This is a genomic window from Candidatus Methanoperedens sp. (assembly GCA_012026795.1).
Classification (GTDB): domain Archaea; phylum Halobacteriota; class Methanosarcinia; order Methanosarcinales; family Methanoperedenaceae; genus Methanoperedens.
Genome location: VEPM01000017.1, coordinates 1 through 25,549, shown reverse-complemented (window position 1 = coordinate 25,549; position 25,549 = coordinate 1). Strand labels below are relative to the sequence as shown.

The 25,549-nt window shown below is 43.1% G+C and carries 25 protein-coding genes and 1 pseudogene; 19 read left to right on the top strand and 7 right to left on the bottom strand.

The genetic code is table 11. The features are described from left to right. Positions 1–8 precede the first annotated feature (8 nt). From FIB07_09605 to FIB07_09555, 11 genes are all read left to right on the top strand, one after another. Positions 9–524: a hypothetical protein gene (locus FIB07_09605; GenBank protein ID NJD53107.1), complete on the top strand. Its 516-nt coding sequence runs from the start codon at positions 9–11 to the stop codon at positions 522–524. Beyond that, entirely contained in the window at positions 521–1,975 is a 1,455-nt protein-coding gene (locus FIB07_09600; GenBank protein ID NJD53106.1) for a cobyric acid synthase, read from the top strand. Before FIB07_09605 ends, FIB07_09600 begins: the two co-directional genes overlap by 4 nt. After that, positions 1,975–2,913: a ribose 1,5-bisphosphate isomerase gene (locus tag FIB07_09595; GenBank protein ID NJD53105.1), complete on the top strand. Its 939-nt coding sequence runs from the start codon at positions 1,975–1,977 to the stop codon at positions 2,911–2,913. The genes FIB07_09600 and FIB07_09595 overlap by 1 nt, the downstream gene beginning before the upstream one ends. Before the next feature lie 101 nt (positions 2,914–3,014). Continuing rightward, positions 3,015–3,713: a hypothetical protein gene (locus tag FIB07_09590; protein NJD53104.1), complete on the top strand. Its 699-nt coding sequence runs from the start codon at positions 3,015–3,017 to the stop codon at positions 3,711–3,713. Beyond that, entirely contained in the window at positions 3,713–4,285 is a 573-nt protein-coding gene (locus FIB07_09585) for a hypothetical protein (GenBank protein ID NJD53103.1), read from the top strand. Before FIB07_09590 ends, FIB07_09585 begins: the two co-directional genes overlap by 1 nt. A 68-nt stretch (positions 4,286–4,353) precedes the next feature. After that, a complete protein-coding gene (tgtA, locus tag FIB07_09580) occupies positions 4,354–5,790 on the top strand; it encodes a tRNA guanosine(15) transglycosylase TgtA (protein NJD53102.1) in 1,437 nt (478 codons plus the stop codon). 43 nt (positions 5,791–5,833) lie between these two features. After that, entirely contained in the window at positions 5,834–7,177 is a 1,344-nt protein-coding gene (locus FIB07_09575; GenBank protein NJD53101.1) for a PAS domain S-box protein, read from the top strand. Next, entirely contained in the window at positions 7,174–7,560 is a 387-nt protein-coding gene (locus FIB07_09570; GenBank protein ID NJD53100.1) for a flavodoxin family protein, read from the top strand. Before FIB07_09575 ends, FIB07_09570 begins: the two co-directional genes overlap by 4 nt. Positions 7,561–7,658: 98 nt before the next feature. Then, positions 7,659–8,123 (top strand): PspC domain-containing protein, encoded by a 465-nt coding sequence (locus FIB07_09565; GenBank protein ID NJD53099.1) that lies wholly within the window; start codon positions 7,659–7,661, stop codon positions 8,121–8,123. A 4-nt stretch (positions 8,124–8,127) separates the two neighbouring features. Then, positions 8,128–8,751, top strand: a complete 624-nt coding sequence (locus FIB07_09560) for a pentapeptide repeat-containing protein (protein NJD53098.1) — start codon at positions 8,128–8,130, stop codon at positions 8,749–8,751. 27 nt (positions 8,752–8,778) lie between these two features. Next, positions 8,779–9,999 (top strand): FAD-binding oxidoreductase, encoded by a 1,221-nt coding sequence (locus tag FIB07_09555; GenBank protein NJD53097.1) that lies wholly within the window; start codon positions 8,779–8,781, stop codon positions 9,997–9,999. Here FIB07_09555 and FIB07_09550 read toward each other — a convergent pair. The 7 genes from FIB07_09550 to FIB07_09520 form a co-directional block, all read right to left on the bottom strand. Next, positions 9,988–12,201: a PAS domain S-box protein gene (locus FIB07_09550; protein ID NJD53096.1), complete on the bottom strand. Its 2,214-nt coding sequence runs from the start codon at positions 12,199–12,201 to the stop codon at positions 9,988–9,990. The two genes, FIB07_09555 and FIB07_09550, sit on opposite strands and share 12 nt — an antisense overlap. A gap of 6 nt (positions 12,202–12,207) precedes the next feature. Then, on the bottom strand, positions 12,208–12,849 hold the full coding sequence (locus FIB07_09545) for a stage II sporulation protein E (SpoIIE) (protein NJD53095.1): 642 nt from the start codon (positions 12,847–12,849) through the stop codon (positions 12,208–12,210). Further along, positions 12,839–13,252, bottom strand: a complete 414-nt coding sequence (locus FIB07_09540; GenBank protein ID NJD53094.1) for an anti-sigma regulatory factor — start codon at positions 13,250–13,252, stop codon at positions 12,839–12,841. Before FIB07_09540 ends, FIB07_09545 begins: the two co-directional genes overlap by 11 nt. Beyond that, entirely contained in the window at positions 13,245–13,616 is a 372-nt protein-coding gene (locus FIB07_09535; protein NJD53093.1) for an STAS domain-containing protein, read from the bottom strand. The genes FIB07_09540 and FIB07_09535 overlap by 8 nt, the downstream gene beginning before the upstream one ends. A gap of 6 nt (positions 13,617–13,622) precedes the next feature. Continuing rightward, positions 13,623–14,522, bottom strand: coding sequence for an STAS domain-containing protein (locus FIB07_09530; GenBank protein NJD53092.1), 900 nt, complete (start codon positions 14,520–14,522; stop codon positions 13,623–13,625). Positions 14,523–14,729: 207 nt separating this feature from the next. Next, entirely contained in the window at positions 14,730–15,218 is a 489-nt protein-coding gene (locus tag FIB07_09525; protein NJD53091.1) for a 3-isopropylmalate dehydratase small subunit, read from the bottom strand. Further along, positions 15,219–16,475 (bottom strand): 3-isopropylmalate dehydratase large subunit, encoded by a 1,257-nt coding sequence (locus FIB07_09520; GenBank protein NJD53090.1) that lies wholly within the window; start codon positions 16,473–16,475, stop codon positions 15,219–15,221. 110 nt (positions 16,476–16,585) lie between these two features. Here FIB07_09520 and FIB07_09515 point away from each other — a divergent pair, with 110 nt between their 5' ends. The 8 genes and pseudogenes from FIB07_09515 (at position 16,586) to FIB07_09480 (ending at position 25,506) form a co-directional block, all read left to right on the top strand. Continuing rightward, the gene (locus tag FIB07_09515) at positions 16,586–17,488 is read left to right on the top strand and encodes a hypothetical protein (protein NJD53089.1); all 903 of its coding nucleotides are present in this window, start codon (positions 16,586–16,588) and stop codon (positions 17,486–17,488) included. Next, a complete protein-coding gene (locus FIB07_09510; protein ID NJD53088.1) occupies positions 17,485–18,861 on the top strand; it encodes a B12-binding domain-containing radical SAM protein in 1,377 nt (458 codons plus the stop codon). Before FIB07_09515 ends, FIB07_09510 begins: the two co-directional genes overlap by 4 nt. Before the next feature lie 108 nt (positions 18,862–18,969). Then, the gene (locus tag FIB07_09505; GenBank protein ID NJD53087.1) at positions 18,970–19,197 is read left to right on the top strand and encodes a DUF2769 domain-containing protein; all 228 of its coding nucleotides are present in this window, start codon (positions 18,970–18,972) and stop codon (positions 19,195–19,197) included. Next, positions 19,169–19,978, top strand: coding sequence for a flavodoxin (locus FIB07_09500; GenBank protein NJD53086.1), 810 nt, complete (start codon positions 19,169–19,171; stop codon positions 19,976–19,978). Before FIB07_09505 ends, FIB07_09500 begins: the two co-directional genes overlap by 29 nt. 74 nt (positions 19,979–20,052) lie before the next feature. Next, positions 20,053–21,222, top strand: coding sequence for a citrate (Si)-synthase (locus tag FIB07_09495; GenBank protein NJD53085.1), 1,170 nt, complete (start codon positions 20,053–20,055; stop codon positions 21,220–21,222). A gap of 67 nt (positions 21,223–21,289) precedes the next feature. Further along, positions 21,290–22,759 (top strand): annotated as a pseudogene (locus FIB07_09490) (ATP-binding protein). 323 nt (positions 22,760–23,082) lie between these two features. Then, positions 23,083–24,351 (top strand): phosphomethylpyrimidine synthase ThiC, encoded by a 1,269-nt coding sequence (gene thiC / locus FIB07_09485; protein ID NJD53084.1) that lies wholly within the window; start codon positions 23,083–23,085, stop codon positions 24,349–24,351. 429 nt (positions 24,352–24,780) lie between these two features. After that, a complete protein-coding gene (locus FIB07_09480; protein NJD53083.1) occupies positions 24,781–25,506 on the top strand; it encodes a hypothetical protein in 726 nt (241 codons plus the stop codon). Positions 25,507–25,549 lie beyond the last annotated feature (43 nt).

Genomic DNA, 25,549 nt, shown 5'->3' with positions numbered 1-25,549 from the left:
ATTCTAAAATGCCAAATTGGGCTATACATTTAATAATTCCTTTTCTTGCCCTTATAATGGTGGGCAGGAAAGAGGATTATAAATATATCCTTTTGCTGTTACCACTTGCGGTTTTGCCTGATATTGACACTTTTGCGGCTGAACACAGGGCGCTTTTACATAATATTTTTATTCCTGCAATACTATTTTTTATTGGTCTGTCAATTAAGAAAATGCGGGCAATATTCTTAATAGCTGCCGTATATTTTGCATCTCATGTTATTCTTGATATGTTCGACGGCGGAGTAGTACTTTTTTATCCGGTGTACAATGAAATAGCCTTTATTGATGCAAGCCTTGAAATGAGCAAGACAAATCAATTATTATGGACATTTGATTATGGTTTTGGCAGTTATGGTGAGAACTGGAAGACCGCTTATGGTTATATTTCAGACAGCGTGGGGACTGGTTCCCTTGTATTTATATTGGCAGCAGGTATCTGGAAAGCTTACAGGGGCAGGATATTCGAAAAGGAAAATAAATGAAAAAAAATACAAAAAGCCTCATGATCGTGGGTACGGGATCACATGTGGGAAAAAGCATACTTGTAACAGCCTTCTGCAGGATCCTCTCAAAAAGATATTCCGTTGTCCCATTTAAGGCGCAGAATATGAGCCTTAATTCATGGATAACGCATGATGGCAGCGAAATCGGGATAGCACAGGCAATCCAGGCAAAAGCAGCAGGGATCGAACCAACAGCAGACATGAATCCGGTGTTACTGAAGCCTAAAGGAGATCACATGTCACAGGTGATAATCCTTGGAAAGCCTGTAGCCGATAAGGAAGCAGGGGATTATTACGATTCGATAGATGATGTCATGTCGATTGTTTCCGGGGCTTTCGGGCGTCTATGCGATCAGCACGAATTAATAATAATAGAAGGAGCAGGAGGGGCCGCTGAAATAAACCTGTATCACCGGGATATCGTGAACACGGGTATGGCAAGACTGGTCAAGCCTCCGATAATACTGGTCGGGGATATCGAGCGGGGCGGGGTTTTTGCAAGTATTTACGGAACCCTGCAATTGCTCCCTGCTGATATCAAACCCCTTGTTGCCGGTCTTATCATAAACAAATTCAGGGGAGATATAAAGCTACTTACTCCTGGAATAAAACAGCTTGAAGAAATCACCGGACTCCCTGTCCTGGGCGTAATTCCTTATACCAACCTGAAGATACCATCAGAGGATTCTGTTTCCATTAGAGACAAAACCCATAACGGCAATCCGGTTAAGATATCAGTGATACGATTACCCCATATATCAAATTTTACTGATTTTGAGCCTCTTGAACATTGTGCCGATATTGAATATGTTGAACCCGGTGAAGAACTCTCCGGATCAGATGCCATCATATTACCGGGAACAAAAAACACAATGGATGATGTGAAAGTCCTTTTATCAGGCAAAGTGGGACAGAGGATCATCGCTGAGGCCAAAAAAGGGATTCCAATTATAGGTATATGCGGGGGTTACCAGATGCTTGGCAACGAAATAACAGACAGTGGTATAGAAGGATCAGGCGGCGCATGTTCTATAAAGGGACTTGGACTCCTTAATGTTTCTACGCGGTTTGGGAAATATGAAAAACAAACCCGCCAGGTTGAAAAACCAGTTACGGGAAACGGACCGATACTTGGACCAATAAAAGACCAGCGCGTTACAGGATATGAGATCCATATGGGTGAAACAGAAGGAGGAAAGCCCGCTTTCGGGGATGACGGAAGCGTGAGTGAGAATGGGATTATCATTGGCACCTATCTTCACGGGCTGTTTGAGAACGATAATTTCCGGAATTCTTTCCTCAGTTATTTATATAATCAAAAAGGATTGATATATGAAAATAAAATCCGCGCAGATGGCATTGAGGAGCTTGCAGCAATTATCAGGTCACATGTGAATATGGATTTGATTTACCGGATGCTGGAGGAATAATGAAACAGCTTTCAGAAACAGCAAAAAAGATAAAGAATATGGAAATAAGGGGCGCAGGAAGAATCGCACGGGCAGCGGCAGCCGAACTTCGCGATTATAGCAAGCGCATCCGAACACAAAATCTTGAAGAATTCAATAAAAAGATGACTGAAGCTGCCTGGCTTCTTATCAGTACGCGCCCCACAGCAGTATCACTGCCAAATGCTGTCCGTGCTGTGATGAAATATAAAGGCAACAGCATCGATGAAGCAAAAGCAAATATCAAAGAACTTGCAGATGGATTTATCCTAAATTCGGAAACTGCCGTGCTAAAAATTGGCGAAATCGGCGCACACAGGATACGGGATGGCGACACGATAATGACGCACTGCAACTCCAGTGCCGCAATTTCAATAATGGCTGCCGCACATAAGCATGGGAAAAATATCACTGTCATAGCTACGGAATCCCGTCCGAGATGGCAGGGACACCTGACCATCAGGCAGCTTGATGAAACCGGGATAAAAACATCATTAATAGTAGACTCTGCTGTCCGGTATTTCATGAAGGAAGCTGACCTTGTGGTGATGGGCGCAGATGCCGTTACGGCTAATGGTTCAGTTATAAATAAAATAGGCACATCCCAGCTTGCCCTTGCTGCGCATGAAGCAAGGAAAAATGTAATAATTGCAGCCGAGACCTATAAATTCAGCCCAAAATCATTATTGGGTGAGCTTATTGAGATAGAAGAACGAAACAGTTCTGAAGTAATAGCAGATGAAAAATTACGGGAATTCTCAAACGTATCTGTGAAAAATCCTGCTTTTGATGTAACGCCGCGCGAATATATCGATCTTATATGTACGGAGGTCGGGGCGATCCCTCCTGAAATGGCATATATTATAATAAAGGAATACCTGGGCTGGAAATTAGGTGATATGGATCAGGGGGATAAATAAATTATATGATACTGTATAATATTTATTGTATAATCCTATGATATTTTGTAATCAAAAGAATTAAATATGATCATTATAATCATATATATCATGGAGATGCCATGAGTACAGCTGAAATCGCGCTTTTCATCATTATTGTTTTTCTTTTTATTATTGCGATTTATCTATTTGTATTGCTCAGGAAATCCCATGAAAAAAAACAATATCAAGAACAAGAGCAGGAACAAGAATCAGAACAAGAACAAGAAAAAATTGAATATAAGGATATCGCTGAGATCTCTCCGGAATTCAGGTTTGAAAATCCCGGATTGAATAACGTAGATATTCATCAGATCAAGGATTTGATGAAACCTGCAACAGATGCTGGTATAACAGAACCGGACCGGGAAACAATCAGTATTGAAGAGAAAATCCGAAGGCAGAAAAGAGATTTAAAAATCTCTCCGGACGTGGATAATAAAATACACGAGATAAAAAATAATATCCAGGAGGAGAGTAAAACCAAAGATGAAATTCCGAAAACAGAACCAGATATCACAAAAACTGATGCAAAAGAAGACATTAATGTAACAGTAACAATGACGGAAGATGTTTCGGGGCTTAAGCTTGAAGACACGTTGACAGGGATCGAAGAAGAAAAAAAGAGACGAAGAAAGATCTCCACGAAGAAATCAGGTTCAACGATTAAGAAATCCATAGTTTCACCAGCTAAACCGTTGATCGGGGAAACTGAAAAGCCAGGGAAAAAAAGAGTCCGAAAGAAAAAAGCGGTAAAAGCAGAATCAGTGCCGGTGAAATAATGAAATATATCCGCATTCTTCTCTTTGTTTCTATCTTATTAGTGCTCAGTTCAGGAAGCATCGGATCAGTTGTTGAAAAATCAGGTGTTAATGGAATAGTGGATAAAATCTCGAAATTATACACTGATGCCTATCTGGAAATCATCAGGGTTTATAACGACTTCATGGATAAAAACCTCAAACCGCCAAACTATGATATCAACCTCAGCGAGGCCAGGATACTGAAAGACTGTTTTGATATTTCCCTTGATGCTAAATCGCCCTGTACACTCGTTAATCTCGATATTAAGAATAATCAGAATGACAGTGTAACTTTTGAAATTACAGGAAGGACTATTGTCACAAAAGATGGAAAACAACTTGATAAATACGGTGGGTTATATAATACTAAACAATTAAATAGTCAATGCGATACTGAAAATTTCTTCAAGCTTTTCCCAAATGCCAATAAAAAAACAGGGATATGTTTTCCGGTAGTAAGTAAAAACGATGATCCGGTAATGCACATAGGGGTAAAGGCAAACGGGAAAGAAAAGGAATATGATTTTGACCTGGCCTCGTATATTTCCTGATATCTGGAAAAAATATTGGATTTTAATACCTCATCCTAATATACTCCTCATTCCAATATCAGGCTATAATGCCTCCAATCTTCGAAATTCTCCAGAAGGACTGTGCCGGTCGTATCGGACGGATAGAAACCCGTCACGGGATCATCGAGACACCCACGATCATGCCTGTAGTAAATCCCAATATCCAGACGATCAAGCCATCAGAACTTCAAAAATTCGGCGCCCGGATCATCATAACAAACTCATATATAATTTACCGAAATGCGGAACTGAGGGAACGCGCACTGAAGGAAGGCTTACATTCGCTTATCGGGTTTGATGGCCCTATAATGACAGACTCAGGCTCATACCAGTTATCGATATACGGGGAAGTAGAAGTAAATAATAAACAGATAGTCGAATTCCAGCAAGATATTGGCTCAGATATTGGCGTACCTCTTGATATTCCTACACCTCCGGACGTTTCACGAATTCGTGCCGAGTCTGAACTTGAACAAACAATAGCCCGGGAAAAAGAGGCTTTAGGATCAAGAAAGGATATGCTTCTTGCTGCGCCTGTCCAGGGTTCTAATTTTGCTGACCTGAGGGAGAGATGTGCGCGCGAGTTAAGCTTGCTTGATTTTGATGTTTATCCTCTTGGGGCAGTTGTACCTCTTATGGAATCATATCGGTTTTCTGAACTTGTGGATGTTATTGTTGCTTCTAAAAAAGGACTATCACCAGCAGCCCCGGTGCATCTTTTCGGAGCCGGGCATCCAATGATGTTGTCTCTTGCCGTGGCTTTAGGCTGTGATCTTTTTGATTCCGCATCTTATGCCCTCTACGCAAAGGATGGGAGATACATGACAGCGCGGGGTACGTATCATATTGAAAATCTCCAGTACCTGCCCTGTTCCTGCCCGGTATGCAGTTCCCTGAGTGCCCGGGAATTGTTTGAAAGCGAAAAGCGTGAAGAGCTGCTGGCGCGCCATAATCTTTATGTGACCTTTGAGGAAATACGAGTTGTAAAACAGGCGATACAGGAAGGAAGCCTGTGGGAACTTGTGGAAAATAGATGCAGGGCGCACCCTCAATTATTATCCGGGCTGAAGAGGGCGCTATCACAACACTCAGGATGGATCGAAACAACCCAGCCTTTATCAAGGTCAACATTCTTTTACAGCGGACCGGAATCGTCCCTGAGGCCTGAGGTTTTGAGGCACAGGAATAAACTCAAAAATCTGAATATTAATGGAAAGGTCCTTGTCAGGAATAAAAGACTTGAAAATGAGGCTGAATTTGACTGGGTGTTTGATTTCAAGCCCCCTTTTGGCCCATATCCATTAGAACTCAAAGAAACATTTCCTTTCAATGCAGAAGTGATGAATGATCCGGATTATGAATCACTGACTGTTGCCCTTCAAAATACGCTTCATTTGATCGAACTAAACCCGGATTCTGAATTTACAATTCTTTTGGATGATCTGCCTGAACACCCTTTAATAAAGGAAATAAATGATAAATAAAACTTTATAGTTCTATAACTTCAATTAATAAAAAAGATAAAATATGAGCAAACAACTCCGGGTTCTGATAGTCGAGGATTCGCAGAACGATGCTCTGCTCCTGATAAGAGAATTAAAGCGGGGAGGCTATCAACCAGAATATGAGCGTGTTGATAATGCTGATGCTATGAGCACAGCTCTTGATTCAAAGAAATGGGATCTCATTATCTCTGATTATGTCATGCCTCGATTTAGCGGACTTTCCGCTTTGGAATTATTGAAAAAAAAAGAGATCGATGTGCCTTTTATCCTCGTTTCAGGCAGGATCGGGGAAGATATGGCGGTTGATGCTATGAAAGCAGGGGCACAGGATTATGTCAGGAAGGACGACCTGAGGCGCCTGAATCCTGCTATTGAGCGGGAACTTGAAGAAGCGGCAGGAAGGCTAAAACAGAAAATTACCGGGGAGGCACTGCGATCCTTATCTTTACGTTATGAAGCAATACTGTCTGCTGTCCCGGATATTATTATGGAAGTTGATATTAACAAAATATACACATGGGCAAACAAAGCTGGTTTTGAATTCTTTGGTGATGATGTTATCGGAAAAGAAGCTTCTTTCTATTTTGAAGGTGAACAAAAAACTTACAACATAGTACAGCCTTTATTTGCTGGAAGAGAAGATGTTATTTATGTTGGGAGCTGGCAGAGACGAAAAGATGGCGAACGGCGTCTTTTAGCATGGTGGTGCCGTGTTCTCAAAGATTCAAATGGAAATGTAACCGGGGCACTATCTACAGGAAGAGATATCACCGATATCCAGCGTGGGGAAGAAATGCTGCGCGAGAGCGAGGAAAAGTTCAGGGCTATGGCTGAAACATCACCTCTGGCTATATGCATGTCAGTTGGAATAAAGCAAAAAGCCGAATACATAAACCCCACATTCACTAAATTATTTGGTTATACATTAGAAGATGTTCCAACTGCGGAAAAATGGTGTAATCTGGCTTATCCTGACGAAAAATACCGCGCAAGGGTCGAAGAAGAATGGCAAACTAAGATCAGGCAGGCGATCGAAACAAAATCGGAAATAGAACCGATGGAAGTTGTCGTTACCTGCAAAGATGGTTCAAAGAAATACATCTCATGGAGTTTCATTTCGACGGGCGAACAGAACTGGACCTTCGGTCTTGATCTGACCGGGCGTAAGAAAGTGGAAGAAGAACTAAAAAAATACCGCGAACATCTTGAGGATATGGTAAAGGAGCGAACTGCGGAACTCGAAAAGAAAACAGTAGAGATTGAACGCATTAACCGGCTCTTTGTGGGGCGTGAACTCAAGATGATCGAACTTAAAAAGAGGATAGCACAACTTGAAACGATAAGAATAGAGGAAAAGATAAAATGAAAGTAATAGCAATTAATGGAAGCGCCAGAAAGCAAGGAAATACTGCAATTCTTATTAAATATGTGTTGAATGAATTGGAGAAAGCCGGGATAGAAACAGAACTGATAGAACTTTCAGGAGAAAAAATCCGGGGATGCACAGCCTGTTATAAATGTTTAGACAAAAAAGATGGGCATCGAAGAGGCGGTGCGATCCATGGATTTGACTCGATCAATCATTTCTTTCATATCAGCCAGATGATCGTTCCGGGTGCGAGTTACTGGAACATGGGTCTTGGAAGACAGATCGGGGATGTCCGGACAGATGAAGAGGGAATCCGGACAATGAAGAATCTCGGAGAAAATATGGCATGGTTGATGAAAAAGATTGTTGTAGATGAATAAATCATGTCAGGTTCAGGAGTTCATCGAGCTGATGTAAAAACTTTTATCTTGAATGAAGATACTATCGTTATTTAATTTGTTAAGGAGGTATCATTAATATGCATGGGGAACGCATTACAAAAAGCAAAACAGACAAGGTCATTGATGGTGTATGCGGCGGAATTGCCGAGTATTTCGGGATTGATTCAGTCATTGTCAGGCTTATCTTCGTCGTGCTTGTATTTTTAAATGGCATCGGTTTGCTGCTATACATAATATTAGTCATAATAATGCCAAACGCTGAGCAAGCCGGCCAGCCGCCAAAAGAAACTATCCAGGAGAATGTACAGGAAATAGGTGAACGTGTAAAAGAAACTGGCGAAGGATTGGGGCAGGCTTTTTCAAGGAAAACCGAAGAAAAACATTCAAAGCGTGCAGTCTGGTTCGGTATAATCCTTATTCTGCTTGGTATCTATTTCCTTCTTGAAAATCTTCATTTGATACCATGGATTGATAGAGATATTCTCTGGCCGATAATTATTATTCTTGTTGGAGTGTGGTTGCTGATAAAGCGTTGGAGCTGATAATATGAAACCGGGATACGTGGGGCCACTTCTTCTTCTGACCATTGGCTTTATCCTGTTGTTCAATAACCTGGGATCACTTCCATGGGAGATATGGGGCAGCTTATGGCAATACTGGCCTGTAATACTCATATTGTCTGGCATCCAGATACTCGCCAGGCGTTCCGAATCCGGTATTATGTATGTATTAGCGGTAATTCTTAGTATTTTGTTGATCACCGGAACCATTTTTTTGGCCTGGAATGGTTACCCTGCACCGGATGCACTGGAAAAGAGCCTGAGGTGGTCTATATTTAATAATAGCCATCCCGGGGATAATAATTTTGACTTTGCCGATCTTGATAATTCAGACTTTAGTAATTCAATGTTAAATGGCGCAAATATGAATTTTGCAAGCATGCAAAATGCAAATTTTAGTAATTCAAGCCTGGATGGCGCAAATATGAATTTTGCCGACCTGAAATATTCAGACCTGAGCTATGCGAATCTTGATGGCGCTAATCTAAATTTCGCCAATCTTGATGGCGCAAACATGACAGGCGCCAGGATGGAAGGTGCGAATTATGGATTTGCGAGAACCTCTAAATCCACGATATGCCCTGACTCGAGAAATGGACCGTGCTGGTAATCCGCACGCATCCACGTACAGGGGTTTATGATCATGAACTTTGATTTTATAATCATCGGTGCTGGCGTCATAGGGAGCGCAACTGCCTGCTACTTGAAAAAAGCGCTACCTGGCAGTAAGATCCTGCTCATTGACAGGAATCACACAGCAGGTGCAGGAAATACAGCCAGGAGTGCGGCTCTGTTCAGGAACTTTTTTTCATCTCGTACAAACCGGGTGCTTGCGGGTAGCTCTATCAGCTATTATCTTGAACTGGGCTCAAAAATCCAGATTGATCCGATAGGTTATCTCTGGTTGTTCTCGAAAGAACAATGGAATGCCTCCCAGAAAGCCATCCAGAAGCTTGATCCTGAAAAGAATAAATTTGAAATCCTGGACAGGGACAGAATTGCAGGCATTCTCAGTATAAACTATCAGGCAAAAGGTCATTTCCCTGATGTTAATTCCGGGATTTTCTGCCATCTATGCGGTTCTCTTTCTGCAACGGCACTTGCACAGCACTATGCATCTCTTTTTAAATCCATGGGAGGAGAAATAAATTTCAATACAGACATTAAAGAGTTTATTATAACAGGACAAAACAGCTGCTATGCACCCTGGGATGACGTTTTTATTGATGGGATCATAGATCGGAAAGGAAATACCTATTATGCAAAAGAGTTCATCATAGCGACCGGCGCCTGGACGCATGAACTGCTTGCACCTGTTGGTATCGCTTCAGGCATATTTCCCAAAAAGCGGCAGCTCTTCGCTTTAAAGTTAAAAAACAATGCCGGATTTGTGGATTCAATATCAACAATAAGACCTGCAATAATACTTCCGGCAGGCGGGGTTTATATAAAACCAGTACTTGATAAAAATATTATAATAGTTGGCTGCGCTGATGACCTGGGCCAGCCCTTCCTGATGTCAGACCCGGAACCTGATCCTCTTTATTTCCGGAACGCAATAGAGCCTGTCTTAGGCCACTATTTCCCGGGACTGGATTTTACATTGTCCCTTAAATGGGCAGGATATTATGATTACCACTGGCCTGATATGACCCCTGTTATTGAGTCTGTAGCAAACCTTACATGGGCCAGCGGGACTTCAGGAAGCGGTATAATGAAAGCCGATGCCATCGGCCGGATTGCAGCCGCACGGATGCAGGGTCACGAGGAAGCACTTCTTGCGGACGGGTCAAAGTTCAAGGTATCCGGACTTTCATTGCGAGATAGGGATGTTGAAAAGGAAGATTTAATAATTTGATCCTGAGATATCTTTTATGGTTTTCAATAATTCTTCAGCACTGTAAGGCTTCTTTAAAAAAGTATTTACCTGTTTTGCAACTTTCGAAAAATTCCCTTTTTCTATTAAACCACTTACTGCTATTATCTTGACTTCCGGGTTAATTTTAAGAAGCGCCCGAATGCATGAATAGCCATCCATAACTGGCATTGCCATATCCATAAGAACAATTTTGATTTCCGTTCCTTTCTCCTTATACAATGAGATAGCTTCAGCTCCATCAGCGGCCGTGATTACCCTGTATCCATTTGTTTCTAAAATCATCCTTGTAACTTCACGAATTGAAACTTCATCATCAACTACAAGAATCACTTTCCCATTTCCAGTATGCGGGTTAAGCTCCTGTGCTTCTATTTTTTGCGTTCCTGTTGTTGCAGCAGATGGCAAATATACCTTAAATGCTGTTCCTTTTCCAACTTCGCTGTTTACTTCTATAAATCCCGAATGGCTTTTTATGATCCCGATAGACGTTGAAAGACCAAGACCGGTGCCTTTACCGCGCGCTTTTGTAGTGAAGAACGGTTCAAAAACCTTATCCAGTATTTCAGGAGGGATTCCTGTCCCGGTATCAGTGACAGTAATTACAATGTAAGGACCGATTTTAGCCTCGATATTCATCCGCTTATGGTTTTCATCAATGAAAAGATTTTCAGCAGATATGGTCAGGATTCCACCTTCTGGCATCGCATCCCGTGCATTCACACACAGGTTCATGAGAACCTGATATAGTTGTGTGGCATCTCCGGTGACTTCCCACAGCCCGGTGCATATATTGAACCTTACTTCGATAGATTTTGGGAACGTCTCTTTTGTAACTTTCCCAATTTCTGAGATAAGATATGTTACCTGAATAGTCCTGCGTTCCCCCTCTGCTCCCCGCGCAAATAATAGCACCTGTTTTATCAAATCAGCTCCGCGCATTGTATTCCTTTCGAGTATATCGAACATTTTTAGCTTATCCCCTTCCAGGCGTTCTTCTTTTAATATTTGCAGCGAGAGCATTATTGGCGTCAGTATATTGTTAAGATCGTGCGCTATTCCTCCTGCAAGCGTACCCAGGCTGTCCATACGCTGAGCCCGCAGGAACTGCGCTTCAAGCTTCTTTTTCTCGGTTATATCAGTATTGATGATAAGAATAGATTTTGGTGCACCTTCACGATCGTAAGTAAGTACCCAGCGGCTATCCACAACGATCTCTTTACCATCTTTTGTTACCTGGCGAAGCTCGCCTGTCCATTTGCCCCTTTCAATAACGGTCTTTCTGGCTTCCATAAGACCTGGCGATTCTTCCTTATAGAGAAGCTCATTTGCATTTTTTCCTTTGATTTCATCTTCGGTCCAGCCATATAATTTCTCCGCACCTTTATTCCAGTCGGTAAGCCTGTGTTCTAAGTCCCTGACCACAATAGCGTCGTGCGTTATATTAAGAAGCGATGCACGTTCGCGTATTTTCTCCTGCGCTCTCTTACGTTCAGTGATATCGCGGATGATACAGGTGTAAAATGTTCCTTCTTCTGTTTTCCAGGCTGCAATAGAAATCTCAATTGGAAATTCACTTCTATCTTTCTTGCGCCCGTAAGATTCGAACATTTTTTTGTTGTATTCGGATTCACCTGCCGACATTAATCGTTCCAGTCTTCTGGAAAGGGTATACCTGAGCCGTTCAGGTATCAGGATGATTAGCGGTTTATCAATTACTTCCCCTTCGAAATAGCCAAATATGGTTTCTGCGCATTTGTTCCATGAAATGATGTCTCCATTGCTCTTACCTGAAATGATCGCATCATTTGCTGCCTGTACCACTGAGCGGAATTTCATCTCTGATTGTTCCAAAATTTTATTCAGGTTATATAATTCAGTAATAGAATCCTGGAACCCGCGAAAGGTCATTTCAAACGGTGCAATGCTCTCAGAGAAGAACTGCGCTGCTTTTTTTAAAATTTCTTTTATCTCTCCTCTTTTTATTGTCTGCGGCAGGACCGTAACCAGCGCATCCTGGTGAACCGCTGCCATATCCAGGATACCTTTCCCGTCGGCTATTGCTTTTCGACCAAGCTCATACGCATGTTCCAGAGACTTTTCCTCTCCTTCTTCAAGGTAATCCTGGAGCGCTGATATGTATTGCTTTTTTAATTCATCCGCAGTGTTGTCTCTTATTTGCATATATTGTTATTTCTTATCTGCATACCGCACAACAAGAACCAGTGCATCATCTGTACCTCTGGCAAACCGTGCCATGATATTATCAGCAATTTGTTGCGGCTTTTCACTCAAGTTTATATCGGTTTCAAAACTGCTTTTAATACCATCTGTAACAAAAATCAACGTATCATCCGGTATAAACGGGATAACGGCTTCCTTTAGTGGCGGGAGTTGATAACCTAATGCTCCGCCGCGTAACAGCAATCTCTCGTGCGTGATAACTGAATTTGTATCCTGCCGCAGCAGCATACCCTCGATATTACCAACACCAAGCCATGTAATCTTCTTATCAGGTAAATCCAGGAATGCAATGCTCATCACCACTCCGCGTGTTCCCTTCAAAGCCTCATGGCAGCGCCTGACCATCGCGGTAATTTGTTCATTAGCACCGGTATTGGTATTAGTATTGGTATCAAGCGTTTCAATTGCAATCCTGGAAGCTGCAGCAGCTTCATAGCCATGTCCTAACCCGTCCACGACAGCTATGAGGATGCCGCTTTTAAACGATTTGATCAATAAACTATCGCCTGAGACATTCTGTCCTGGAAATGGCATCATGGAAGAACCCCATTCAATCAACCCGAGTGGATCGGTCACTTCACCGGGCATGGCTTTGCACCCATTTCTTCATAGTTACTTTTGTTCCCTTCCCGACTTCAGAAACGATTTCAAACTCATCCATCAACCGCTTCGCTCCGGGAAGGCCCAGCCCCAGACTTTTCCCTGTCGAATAGCCATCCTGCATAGCCAGCTTAATATTGGGAATGCCTGGTCCTTCATCGCAGCCGATTACAATGATACCTCGTTTATCACCCTGCTTGCCGATGCTCAGGGAGATTTTACCCTTCCTGGCATATTCCACGATGTTACGCGCTATCTCGGATATGGCAGTGGCGATAAGGGTCAATTCTGTTGATGAGAAGCCTAACTGTGAGGCCATTTCCCGCCCCTTCTTGCGAGCTGTCACTATATCTATCTCGGAATTGATAGGTATGCAATTTTCATCAGCCACGCCTGGTATCTCCTTTTGTTTGACGGTCAAGGAGTGCCATTCCCTCTTCCAGATCCAGCGCTGTCGCTACATTTTCCAGCTTCAGGCCCAGCTGCACCATCGAAAATGCAACCTCAGGTTGTATCCCGACAATGACTGTTTTTGCACCGCGCAGCATGATCATATGCGACATGGAACGCAGGGTCCGGGTCGCGAACGAGTCCATTACATCCAGGATAGTGACATCCACTATGACTCCGCGTGAACGGAACTCGCCTACACGATTTACCAGGTCATCCCGTAATTTCAGCAAATCGGCATCGCTCAACTCTGATTGAACAGAAGCGATCAGGTAATCACCCTGTTTAAGAATTGGAACCGACATTTTTCGTTACACCTTTTCGTTACGAATAAAGCCAGTTCCCGGATCTATCCTGACAACCTTGTAGCCTAATAACCGGTCTGCTTCTTCAATCCCGCCTTGCAGGTCGCCTACGGTGTTCATTTTGGTCAGGTCCACACCAAGAGTGACAAGGGTCTGGGCAATCTCAGGTGATATACCTGTAACGATGACTGTTGCACCCATAAGCTGCGATGCATCCACCGTCTGCACCAGATGATTAGCCACTTTAGAATCCACTCCCGGCACACCGGTAATATCCATAACTACGACCTTGGCCCGGCTGGTGCGGATGGTGCGCAATAATTGCTCGGTTAACTGGCGGGCACGATGCGTATCGATCACTCCGATGATCGGCAGGATGAGCATCTGGTCACGAACCTGCAATACCGGAGTTGAGAGTTCCTGGATAGCCTCTTGCTGCTGGCGGACTATTTTTTCACGCTCTTCGACAAAAGCGAGTGCAACGATGGAAAGAATCTTATTGGCAACAGGTTCGTAGATATCCAGTGCTGATGATAATCTCTCCATATCCTGCTGATATCGCTCAAACAGGCTGCGTCCATACACATCGCGAAGAGTGAGCAAACCGCCGATTATTTGTTCGCTCGTCATTCCCCGCAGCACGCCGCGTTCGGCCATGCGTATGGCATAGGTCTGGGCGCCGTCATATTCTCCTGTTTCCAGGCAGACGATACAGGTATCATAGATCGTGATCGATTCGGTCTCAATCTCTTCCTGGTTCAGACCCGCGAGCAATCCCTTGGTAATCATCTGCTCTACCCATTGCTGCCTCAGAAGTTCCCGCTTTTCACGGAAATGATCCACTAACTCCTGCCGCAATTTATCGTTCGGTTTATTGGCTTGTCCGTTTGTCTTTTTCTTTTTCATTACTTCTCCCTTCATAATAAAATTCATAATGCGGTTTTGTTAAAGCCCAGGTCACATTACTCAGGGCCATGACTAAATGTTAAGGATATAGATTGAATAAATACTTTACGACAGAAGTCGCCACATTACAGTTTGGTATAATATTGCATCGAACTGATAAGAAATAAATAAGAAATGAATAAGAAAATAAATACAGTCAGGAATTGATCAAATTTCCAGGCTTTTATGCGCTTTTATATAAGCAACAAGGCCGCCTTCCCGCAATATCCTGTTCATGACAGGAGGGAGCTGTGGAAATTCCAATTCGATCCCTTTTGTTTTATTCCTTAACAAACCCTTTTCCATATCCAGCTCAAGCTCATCCCCCTCCCCTATTTCATCCGTATTGCAGGTTATGGCTGGAAGTCCTATATTTATGCAGTTCCTGTAAAATATCCTTGCAAAACTCTTTGCCAGAACTGCTTTTACGCCCGCAATTTTTATTATCATAGGGGCATGTTCCCTGCTTGAACCCAGGCCGAAATTTTCCCCTGCGACAACGAAATCTCCTTTCTTCACCTCCAGGGCGAACTCAGGTCGTGCCGGTTCCAGCACATGCTTTGAAAGTTCAGGAAGATTAGAGCGCAGATGGAAATACCTGCCGGGAGCAATTACATCCGTGCTGATGCTGTCTCCGAATTTCCATGCTTTTCCCATTTACATCACCTCTCTGGGGTCGGATATTTCTCCTGCCAGGGCTGTAGCTGCGGCAACAGCCGGATTACCAAGATAAATAAAAGAGTCCGGATCTCCCATCCTTCCCTTAAAATTCCGGGGCTGCGTGGCCAGGCAAACCTCTCCATCTCCCAGGATACCCATATGTACGCCATCGCATGCCCCGCATCCCGCACCTGTAACCAGTGCGCCTGCTTCCATAAATGTTTCAATTGTCCCATCTTTTAATGCTTCAATATAAACCCTCCTTGAAGCCGGAGTCACAATGGCCCTCGTATCGGGATTGATCGTATGGCCTTTCAGTATCGATGCGGCAATATGGAGGTCTTCAAGGCGACCGTTACATGAAGTACCTATAAAAACCTCATGGACTTTGACTTTTCCGATCTCGCTGATTTTTTTGACATTATCAACAAGATGCGGAACTGCGATTAAAGGTTCAAGCTCATCTGCTTTAATCTGTATTTTCTTTTCAAAAACAGCATCCTCATCAGACTTCAATTCCCTGAATGCCTCTTCCCTGCCCATGGCTTTCAGGAAATTCCGGGTCTCCTCATCAGGTGGAAAAATACCGGCTTTAGCTCCGGCTTCGACTGACATATTTGCCATTGTGCTCCGGCCTGCAGTACTCATATCATTAATCGTATCACCCGTAAACTCCAGCGCTTTATAAGTAGCCCCGTTGCTGCCGATAGTGCCTATGAGATAGAGAATTATATCTTTGGAATATACTCCTTTTTGCAGTCTCCCGTTCACTTCAACGAGATACGTTTCAGGTACCCTCATCCAGGTCTTTCCGAGGGCTATTGCTGCTGCCACATCAGTACTTCCCATTCCTGTCCCGAATGCGCCCAGGGCCCCGTTCGTGCATGTATGGGAATCAGCCCCGACAATTACATCACCCGGGCAGGCATATTTTTCCAGGGAATTATGATGTGATATGCCATTTCCTACATTGGATAATATTATGCCTGACTTCCTTGCAAAATCCCTCATGAATTCATGATCGTTGCTCAACTCCATCCTTGGGCTTGGAGAAGCATGGTCAAGGAAAAATATGGTCTTTTTCGGGTTATACGCCACTTCTATCCCCATCTCTTTCATTCTTCGTATAGTAAGAGGGCCTGTGCCATCCTGCACGTAGCTCAGATCAACATTAACGATAACGGTTTCCCCTGCATTTACAGCTTTACCGCAATGATTCCCAATTATCTTCTCTGAAAGGGTTTTACCTGCCATGTTTTCTAACCTCCGCTTAATATCCATTCACCAATGATTAAATAGCTTTTCCTTTTGTGCTGTGTTGAATGAGAATCCAGTTAACTTAAAAAATCTTGGAAGACATTGTTATGGAAGTGACCACGGCAGATATGAAAGAACCCTTTGATAATTTCTTGATGACCAGCGACATCCCCGCAGGGGTGGGAATCGAAATAACAAAAGGATTATGTCTCCATATCAATGATACTGGAATTGAACATGGAGACTATCCTGCCAGCAGGATACAGAAGGGACTTGTGCTTTTTCATGAAAATAGAGATCTATCTGAAGAGGGTATTGGATTCGGAGTACCTGTACTCAAGTTCGGGCATGAGACTATTTTTCCGGGAAATAAGTGCGTAACTGCTGAAAAAGATAGTGATATAATAGTGGTTAAGATCGATTATGATATGAACTTAGTAGAGAGAATGGCCGTGAAAAGCTGCAAGAGGATAGACAGCAAAGTTTTTTACAAAACAAAGGAATATTTCTCCTGGTTGCACCGGGAATATCCACTGTTGAGAGGATTCCTCGTACGATCTTCTAATTCATTAAGGCGTACCTGTGATATAAAGACCAGATTCGAAAAGGTTGCATCTAAAGGTATTGCAAGTGTTGTTAATACAATCAATATCAAAAAGGGCACGATTCATGTTAGTGTGGATATAAACAATGTGAAAAAAGAAAGATGCACAGAGGTAAATATCATGAACGAACTGGGCGCAAACAACTTTGACAGCTACCGCGATTCAAACGGGTTATTCCTCAGGGGAAATGCAATAGGGACATGGGATGAGATATTTGCGGATGAGGCATCACTCGTTGATTCTTGCGATAACATAGCTTTCACACTTAACCAAGTAAAGGGAGCCAGGATGTTCAGGGGACGGGAGCTTGTAGAGGAACGCCTGGCCTGGTCCGGATTCGCCTATTTGTTATCTCAGGGCATTATTTGTTTTGATTACGATATCCGGATTGGAGCGCCGAAATGACCTGCGTTCTCCTCATATACCCTTATTTCAATCAGCCGCACAAAAGGACGAGTTTTCGCTTTCCTCCACTTGGGTTAGGATATGTGGCAGCATCCCTCAGGAACGCAGGGTACCATGTAGATTTCCTTGATTGTACCTTTATGAAAAGGGACGATGCCCTAAAGAAAGCCATGAGTATTAAAGCGGATGTTGTAGGGATATACAGCATGGTGACCATGCGCAATGATAGCATCTGGTTCGCAAGACACTTACGGGATAGCTGTGATCTTCTTATTGCCGGAGGTCCGCTTCCTTCCTGTGATCCTGGCTCATTCGTGAAAGACTTTGATGTTGTTGTGAAGGGAGAAGGGGAATATGCTATGTTAGAACTGCTCAGGGTATATGAGAACGGTTGTGATCCTGAGTCCATACAGGGAATCGTATACCGCAGAGGGAATAATGGCTGGTCGGGAGGGACGCAAGGTGAAATAGTTTTCACAGCACCGCGCAAATTAGAACCTGACCTGGATAGAATTGCTTTTCCAGCAAGGGATTTGTTTCCAAATGACAGATACATTGACTACTGGAAGAAAAGGTTCGGGCATGCTACGACCACCGTATTCACAACCAGGGGCTGTCCCTTTAGTTGCGAGTTCTGCAGTAATGCTGTCTTTGGGATTTCTTATCGAGAAAGATCCCCTGCAAATGTAGTGGATGAGGTCGAACAGGCTCTTTCCTTCGGATACGATCGCATTCACTTCGCTGATGACGTATTCACGCTCAACAGGGAACGTGTGCTCAAGATATGTGACGAGATCAGGAAAAGGGGTATTCGATTCAAATGGGAATGCCTGGGAAGAGTCGATTCGATCGATAAAGAACTCTCTAATGCTATGAAGGACGCAGGATGTGATAAGATATACTTCGGTATAGAGTCTGGCAACGATTCGGTGTTAAAACTTATGAACAAGAAGATCACGCTGGAAAAAGCACGCAGGGCAGTTTATGCAGCCCATGAAGCCGGTCTTCGGACCGGGGCTTTTTTCATTCTCTGCTATCCAGGAGAAGACGATGATACTGTGCTTGATACACTTCGTTTTGCTGTCTCTCTTCCTCTTGATTACCTCTCTTTCACCATGCCTTATCCTCTGCCTGGAACTGCCCTTTATGAGAGGGTAAAAAGCAGGATAAAAAAGGAATGGGAAGCCCCGGACAGCCTGATCTCGGATCATGTCCTTACCTTCGATACAGACTTCTCCGAGACAAAAATGAAGTTCGCGATATTAAAGGGAGAAATGCAGTTCGAGATGGCGAAGAGATCGGGGAAGTATTCATTCCTAGTTACTAAACCCTTCGAGATATTGACCAACATTATATTCAGACTAATGGATTAGACGGTTTATACCATTACTGTGAAAATATATTTTTGTCATTCCAACCCAAATATACAAATATGTCGAAATCAATAGAATCAATATTGAAATCTTTATAAGAGGTTTAATATGGATAAAAAAGCAGCCGTAAAGCTATGCATGTGCAGGGGATGTCCCACTTATATCGAATGCAAAGAAGAAATAGCATTTTGTCTTTCAACAACAGGAAAAAGCAAGTGTATTAAAGTGGAAAAAGGATGTCTGTGCCCAGGCTGTCCGGTTCATGATAAAATGGGATTTAAACATGTTTTCTATTGCATCCGTGGAAATGAAGAGGATCAGCTTGCAAAAAAGTAAAACCTGGAAATGCAGCGTATGCGGTTATATTCATACGGGAAACGAACCTCCTGACGAATGTCCCCAGTGCAGCAGTTCTTTTAAAGAATATTCGGAACTAAAGGATAAACAAAAACTCAAATATGATGGAGAAAAGTTTGAAGTATTATTGATAAACGGAAGTTCTCACAGGGGTCACAATACTGGCCTTTTAGTGGATCTGGCGGAAAAAGCCCTTAAAAGAAAAGAAGTGAATTACAGGCGGTTGAATTTGAACGAATTGGATATCCAGCACTGCTGGTGCTGCTACAGTATGAGGGATTCAGCATGCACATACCCGTGCAGGAACCAGCTTGATGATGCGCCTGCACTCCATGAGATGATTGTTGATTCCAGGGCAGTGATTATCGGTTCTCCCATTAACTGGAATAATATGTCTGCGCGATTAAAGGATTTCCTGGACAGGCTGACATGCCTTCAAAACCTTTATTTGCTGAAAAAAGAAGGCTTAACTACAGGGAAAGTTGTCGGGATCTTAGTCAATGGCCATGAGGATGGAGGAGTGAAAACAGCAATGGACATTTTTCTTTACTTTCAACAAATGGGTTATATCCTTGCTCCGTTCGGATTCATATATGCAACGCATGGTGCACAATATAATTCAAAGACAGACAATGATTTTTTTAAAAATGACAAAAGATTAAAAAAAGATGTCGAGGGTATTATCAGCAATGTTATTGAAACAATGAACCAGGATCTTGAAACAAAACTGAAAGACAGGATAATTCCTGTCTGTGAATGATGTACGATAGACGCCTATTTGTCCAAAAAACTTATTAGCTGCCGAACCCTTCTAAAAAGCGGGGTTATATAATGCTGGAAACCAAGGATACCGGACTAAGAGGCGTTCCGGTCGCTGATACAAGAATAAGCGCGGTAGATGGGGAAAATGGCAGATTGATCTATCGTGGATATGATATAGAAGTACTTGCTGAGAACTCAACTTATGAGGAAACGGCCTATTTAATGCTTTATGAGAACCTTCCTAACAGGAAAGAATTAGAAATATTTACAGAAATGCTCGCTTCTGAAAGGAACCTTCCTGCAGGGATTGTCAGGCACATGAAAAAGAGGAAAAAGACTGCCCATCCCATGGATGTTCTCCAATCAGTGATACCGATGCTTGCAGATTTCGATGATGCGGCAAGACTGAATACAAAAGGATCACAGGTAAAAACCTCCTTAAAGCTAATCGCCAAAATGCCAACCATTGTTGCATACTGGGACAGGATAAGGAAAAATCTTGAAATCAGAAAACCGGATGAAAAACTGGGATCTGCTGCAAACTTCCTGTATATGCTTAATGGGGAAATACCTGATATGCAGACTGCAAAGGATTTTGATATATGTCTTGTGCTTCATGCGGAACACTCTTTTAATGCCTCTACTTTCGCTGCCAGGGTTGTGGCTTCGACACGGGCGCATATGTACGCATGTACTGGCGCGGCGCTGGCTGCGCTTTCAGGAGAACTTCACGGCGGCGCCAATGCCCAGGTAATGAAAATGCTTTTTGATATTGATAAAACCGAAAGAGTAGAGAGGTGGATAAATTCAAAACTGGATGCGGGAGAAAAGATCATGGGTATGGGGCATGCGGTTTATAAGACATGGGACCCCCGTGCAAAGATACTTTCCGATATTTCGGAAAAACTCGCGCAAAGGACAGGAAATACAAAATGGTTTGAATTATCCAGGAAAATTGAAAATGTAGTCCGGACGGAATTTAAGAATCGCAAAGGAAAGGAAATATATCCGAATGTGGATTTTTATAGTCCTTCCATTTACTGCGTTATGGGAATTGATCCGGACCTCTTTACCCCGGTTTTTGCATTTTCAAGAATCTCCGGATGGTGCGCGCACATTATCGAAGAGATATTTGCCGAGGCGCAGCCAAAAGCTGTCATTTACAGGCCTGAAGCTGATTATGTCGGGAGATACTGCGGACTTGAAGGATGTAAATACGCGCCTGCAGGAGAACGTGAGTAGGAAAATTACATTACAAAAGCTGCCTTATCGAAAGTATAATACTCTCCTGAATTAATTTCAGTGCACAATGGCGAAGGACTCAATCGGCGTAATATTCGGAAAGACAAGTTCAACAGGTTTCAGGTTTGCTGTTTCTGACAGCCTGGCAACAAGGAGAGCTGACTATATCAAGGTCTGGCATGAATCTGATGGCTGGGCGCTTGCCCAGGTCTCAACGATCACAAGTTCAAGCGAGGATTTCTCGGTGGAAGAAGCTGTGGACGCTGCTGAGGGCACATCAAAAATAGGCGATATGGATGAACATATTATCGCTGATGCTACTGTAATAGGTGTGCGGGATAAAGACGGCGTGCTACGCGTCCCCAAATCACCTTTCAGCCCTGGTGATAAAATATTCAAGGCAGATGATGTCCTGATTAAACAGACCCTGGGTCTTATGCGCGGGGATGTTTATATCGGGCTTCTTGACGGGCAAACCGTCCGGGTAAATCTTGATGCAAATAATCTTGTGCAGAAACATTGCAGCATCCTTGCAAAAACAGGAGCTGGGAAATCCTATACAGGGGGCGTAATTCTTGAAGAGCTTCTTGATAAGGGCGTTCCGCTTCTGATAATCGACCCTCACGGGGAATATGCAACCCTTAAACTCCCGAATGATGATAAACCTTCATCTTTTGAACGCTATGGGTTAACCCCAAAAGGGTATGCATCGCAGGTAACAGTTTATACGCCAGCGAATAAGGTACTCAATCCTGCTGCGGATTCTCTTTTCAGGTTAAACGGAATTAATCTTAGTATTAAGGAATTATCGCAGTTTTTCTCGGATGAACGATCACAGAACGAGACAGGCATATTGTTCGAAGCGGTCTCAAAACTAAAAGTCGAAAAACAGAATTATACTATTGACGACATTATATTTGAGGTTGGCCAGAATAAGAGCAAAGCCAAGTGGAATGTGATCAATAAGCTTGAAACGCTTCGGGAAACCGGGATTCTTGCAGATAAGCCAACTACGATAAATGAACTTGTGCAGGACGGACGGGCTTCGATAATCGATATGAAAGGCGTTAATCCCGACCTCCAGGCCATGATCGTGGCGAAATTATGTGCCGATATTTTCGATGCAAGAAAACTCAATACAGTTCCCCCGTGCATGCTTGTAATTGAAGAAGCGCATAATTTCTGCCCCGAAAAAGGATTTGAGAGAACCGTCAGCACCGATATTCTTCGGACGATCGCTTCCGAAGGGCGAAAATTCGGGCTTGGTCTCATGGTTGTTTCGCAGCGTCCTGCGCGTGTTGACAAGAATATCCTTTCGCAGTGCAATACCCAGATCATAATGAAAGTGACAAATCCCAACGACTTGAAAGCCATCAGCAAAGGGCTTGAAGGCATAGGTTCTGATGTTGAAGATGATATCAAAAGTCTTTCACCCGGTGTGGCGATGATCGTAAGCACCTACATTGAGCGCCCCATCCTTGTGGATATACGAACACGAAAAAGCAAGCACGGTGGAGCAAGTGTTCCTGTCGTCAAAGACCATCTTGATCAAATTCCGGAGACAAGAGTAGTACCGACAGGAATTGATGAGAAATCGATTATTAATTCCCGGAAAATAATTGACAATGCAAGGAATATTCTCGAATCTCCCAGGGCTATTATTGATAAAGCTAAAACAATTATCGAATCAAAACCAGAACCAAAACCAGAACTAAAAGCAGGACCAAAACCAGAATCAAAACCAGAACTAAAAAAACCTGAACAGCCCCGGCAGCATGAAGAGATCAAAGAGCAAATAGAACGAAAAAAGGGAAAACGCGAAACAAGCCTGTATCGCAAAATGTTCGGATCGAGGAAGAAATGACAACTTTAATGGAAATGGCACACTCCGGGATAGTAACAAAAGAGATAAAAAGCGTAGCTGCAAAAGAGGGGGTTGATGCCGGGATTGTAAGAAAACTCATTGCGCAGGGGTTAATTGTCATCCCGCGGAATCTGAAGAGCAGATCTCATCCTATCGGCATAGGTAAAATGATGCGGACAAAGATCAACGCCAATGTGGGTACATCCAGGGATAATGTTGATATCGAAGCTGAAGTTGAAAAAGCCAGGACAGCTGAAAAATACGGTGCAGATACCATTATGGACTTATCTACGGGTGGAAACCTTGATCTGATCCGCAGGCGTATCATGGATTCGGTGAGCGTTCCTGTCGGCTCTGTCCCGATATACCAGGCTGCTGGCAATAGTATCGAAAATATGACTTCTGATGATATGTTCAATGCAGTAAGGAAACATGCAGAAGACGGGATTGATTTTATCACGATACATGCAGGGGTGACATTATCCTCATTCCAGCGCCTGAAAAACAGCGACAGGATACTTGATGTAGTGAGCCGCGGAGGGGCTTTTACGATATCATGGATGGAACATAATAACAGGGAGAACCCTTTTTATTCTGAATATGATTACCTGCTTGAGATGGCAAGGGAATATGAATTGACCATAAGCCTTGGAGATGGCATGCGCCCTGGCTGCATAAACGATGCATCGGACAGGGCGAAATTTGAGGAGTTCATAATCCTTGGCGAACTCGTTAAAAGAGCACGGGCAGCGGGTGTCCAGACTATTGTTGAAGGTCCGGGACATGTTCCTGTTGATGAGATCGGACTTTCAGTAACTGCAATGAAGCACCTGACCGGAAATGCACCGATATATCTTCTTGGTCCTCTTGTCACTGATATCGCGCCCGGATATGACCATATTACCGCAGCCATAGGCGGGACGGTTGCAGGAATGCATGGAGCGGATTTCCTGTGCATGACCACGCCTGCCGAGCATCTTGCCCTGCCAGATGTTGAGGATATAAAAGAAGGAACGATCGTGACAAGAATTGCGGCGCATGCTGCCGACCTTACAAAAGAAGGGGTAAGGGAACGGGCGCGCGCCCATGACCGCAAGATGGCACTTTCGCGGCGCGATCTTGACTGGAGCGGTCAGTTCGGAAATGCAATAGACCCTGATAAAGCAAAAGCGATCCATGCAAGAAGCAAGAATGTTGATACCTGTAGCATGTGCGGGGAATTGTGCTCGATCAAGATGATGAGAGATGTCATGGGAAAAAAATAAGAATATAAAAAAAAGAAATTAAATCAAATTAATTATTTCTTGGGTTTTGGTTTTCCTTTTGTCATTTTTTTTGCCATTAGTTTTTGCCTCCTGACTTTAAAAAGTCTTATTGAATATAATAATTTTTTATATATAAATCTTCCTGAGGATTTATCCAAAAAAATGATGAGATTCTTTTTCATCCTCTTGTAAAATATTTTATTGCTAAAACTACTATGACCATCAACACAATCAACATATCTTTTGTGCCGCCGCCACAGCAGCCGCTTGTTTATATTTTTAAGTTTCAATCCTTGTTTTAATGGATGTGCTTCTCGGATTTTTCATGATGACGCCACGTACTTATGCATTTAATTTATCGTTCGTAAGCATTATTGTATATGATTGAGATACATAATTGAAATTAAGTACACACAGGAGCAATAATTCATGGATATAAATTTCAAAAATAACTTCATTCAACTCTGGAAGAAATATTTCGATAACGCAGAACTTCCCATGGCATTTTATTATACCGGGGAAGAGGGTCATGCCAGGCTCGTTAAACCCGGTACTGTCCCGAGATGCGTTATTGGTGCATTGCAGAATGTAAGAAAAGGTGAATCTTATTGTTTCGACATCGGGTCCATTGGATGCTTCGGCGGAAAAAGATATCTTGGTTTTTCTGAAACGATAATGCCCAGCTTCGAATATTTCCTCTCATGCGGCATTCCCGGGGAAATGGAAGGCGAACGGTACAAGAAATCCCCCGAACTCGTAAAGGAACTGATGAATAAGCAGCCTGTTTTCAGGGCGCCTGCAAAGTACATTGTTTTTAAGAGATGGGATATGCTTGAAGAATCGGATAATCCCGAAGTGGTAATCTTCTTTGCAAGACCTGATGTCATGTCAGGACTTTTCACCCTGTGTGGATTTGATGAATCCGAGCCCAATGGGGTTATTGCGCCATTTGGCGCAGGATGCGCTTCTATTATCCAGAACCCCTATCTTGAAAAGGATTCAGATAGCTCGAAAGGGATTATCGGGATGTTCGATGTTTCAGCACGCCCCTATGTTTCCGCAGATGAACTGACATTTGCGGTTCCCATAAATAAGTTTGACTCACCTTTCAAAGATGATCGAAAATCCGCTATCTATTGCCCATATGTGTGTTAGCCTAACAAACGGTTAGTCCTATGCTTATCGTTTTTTAAAATTC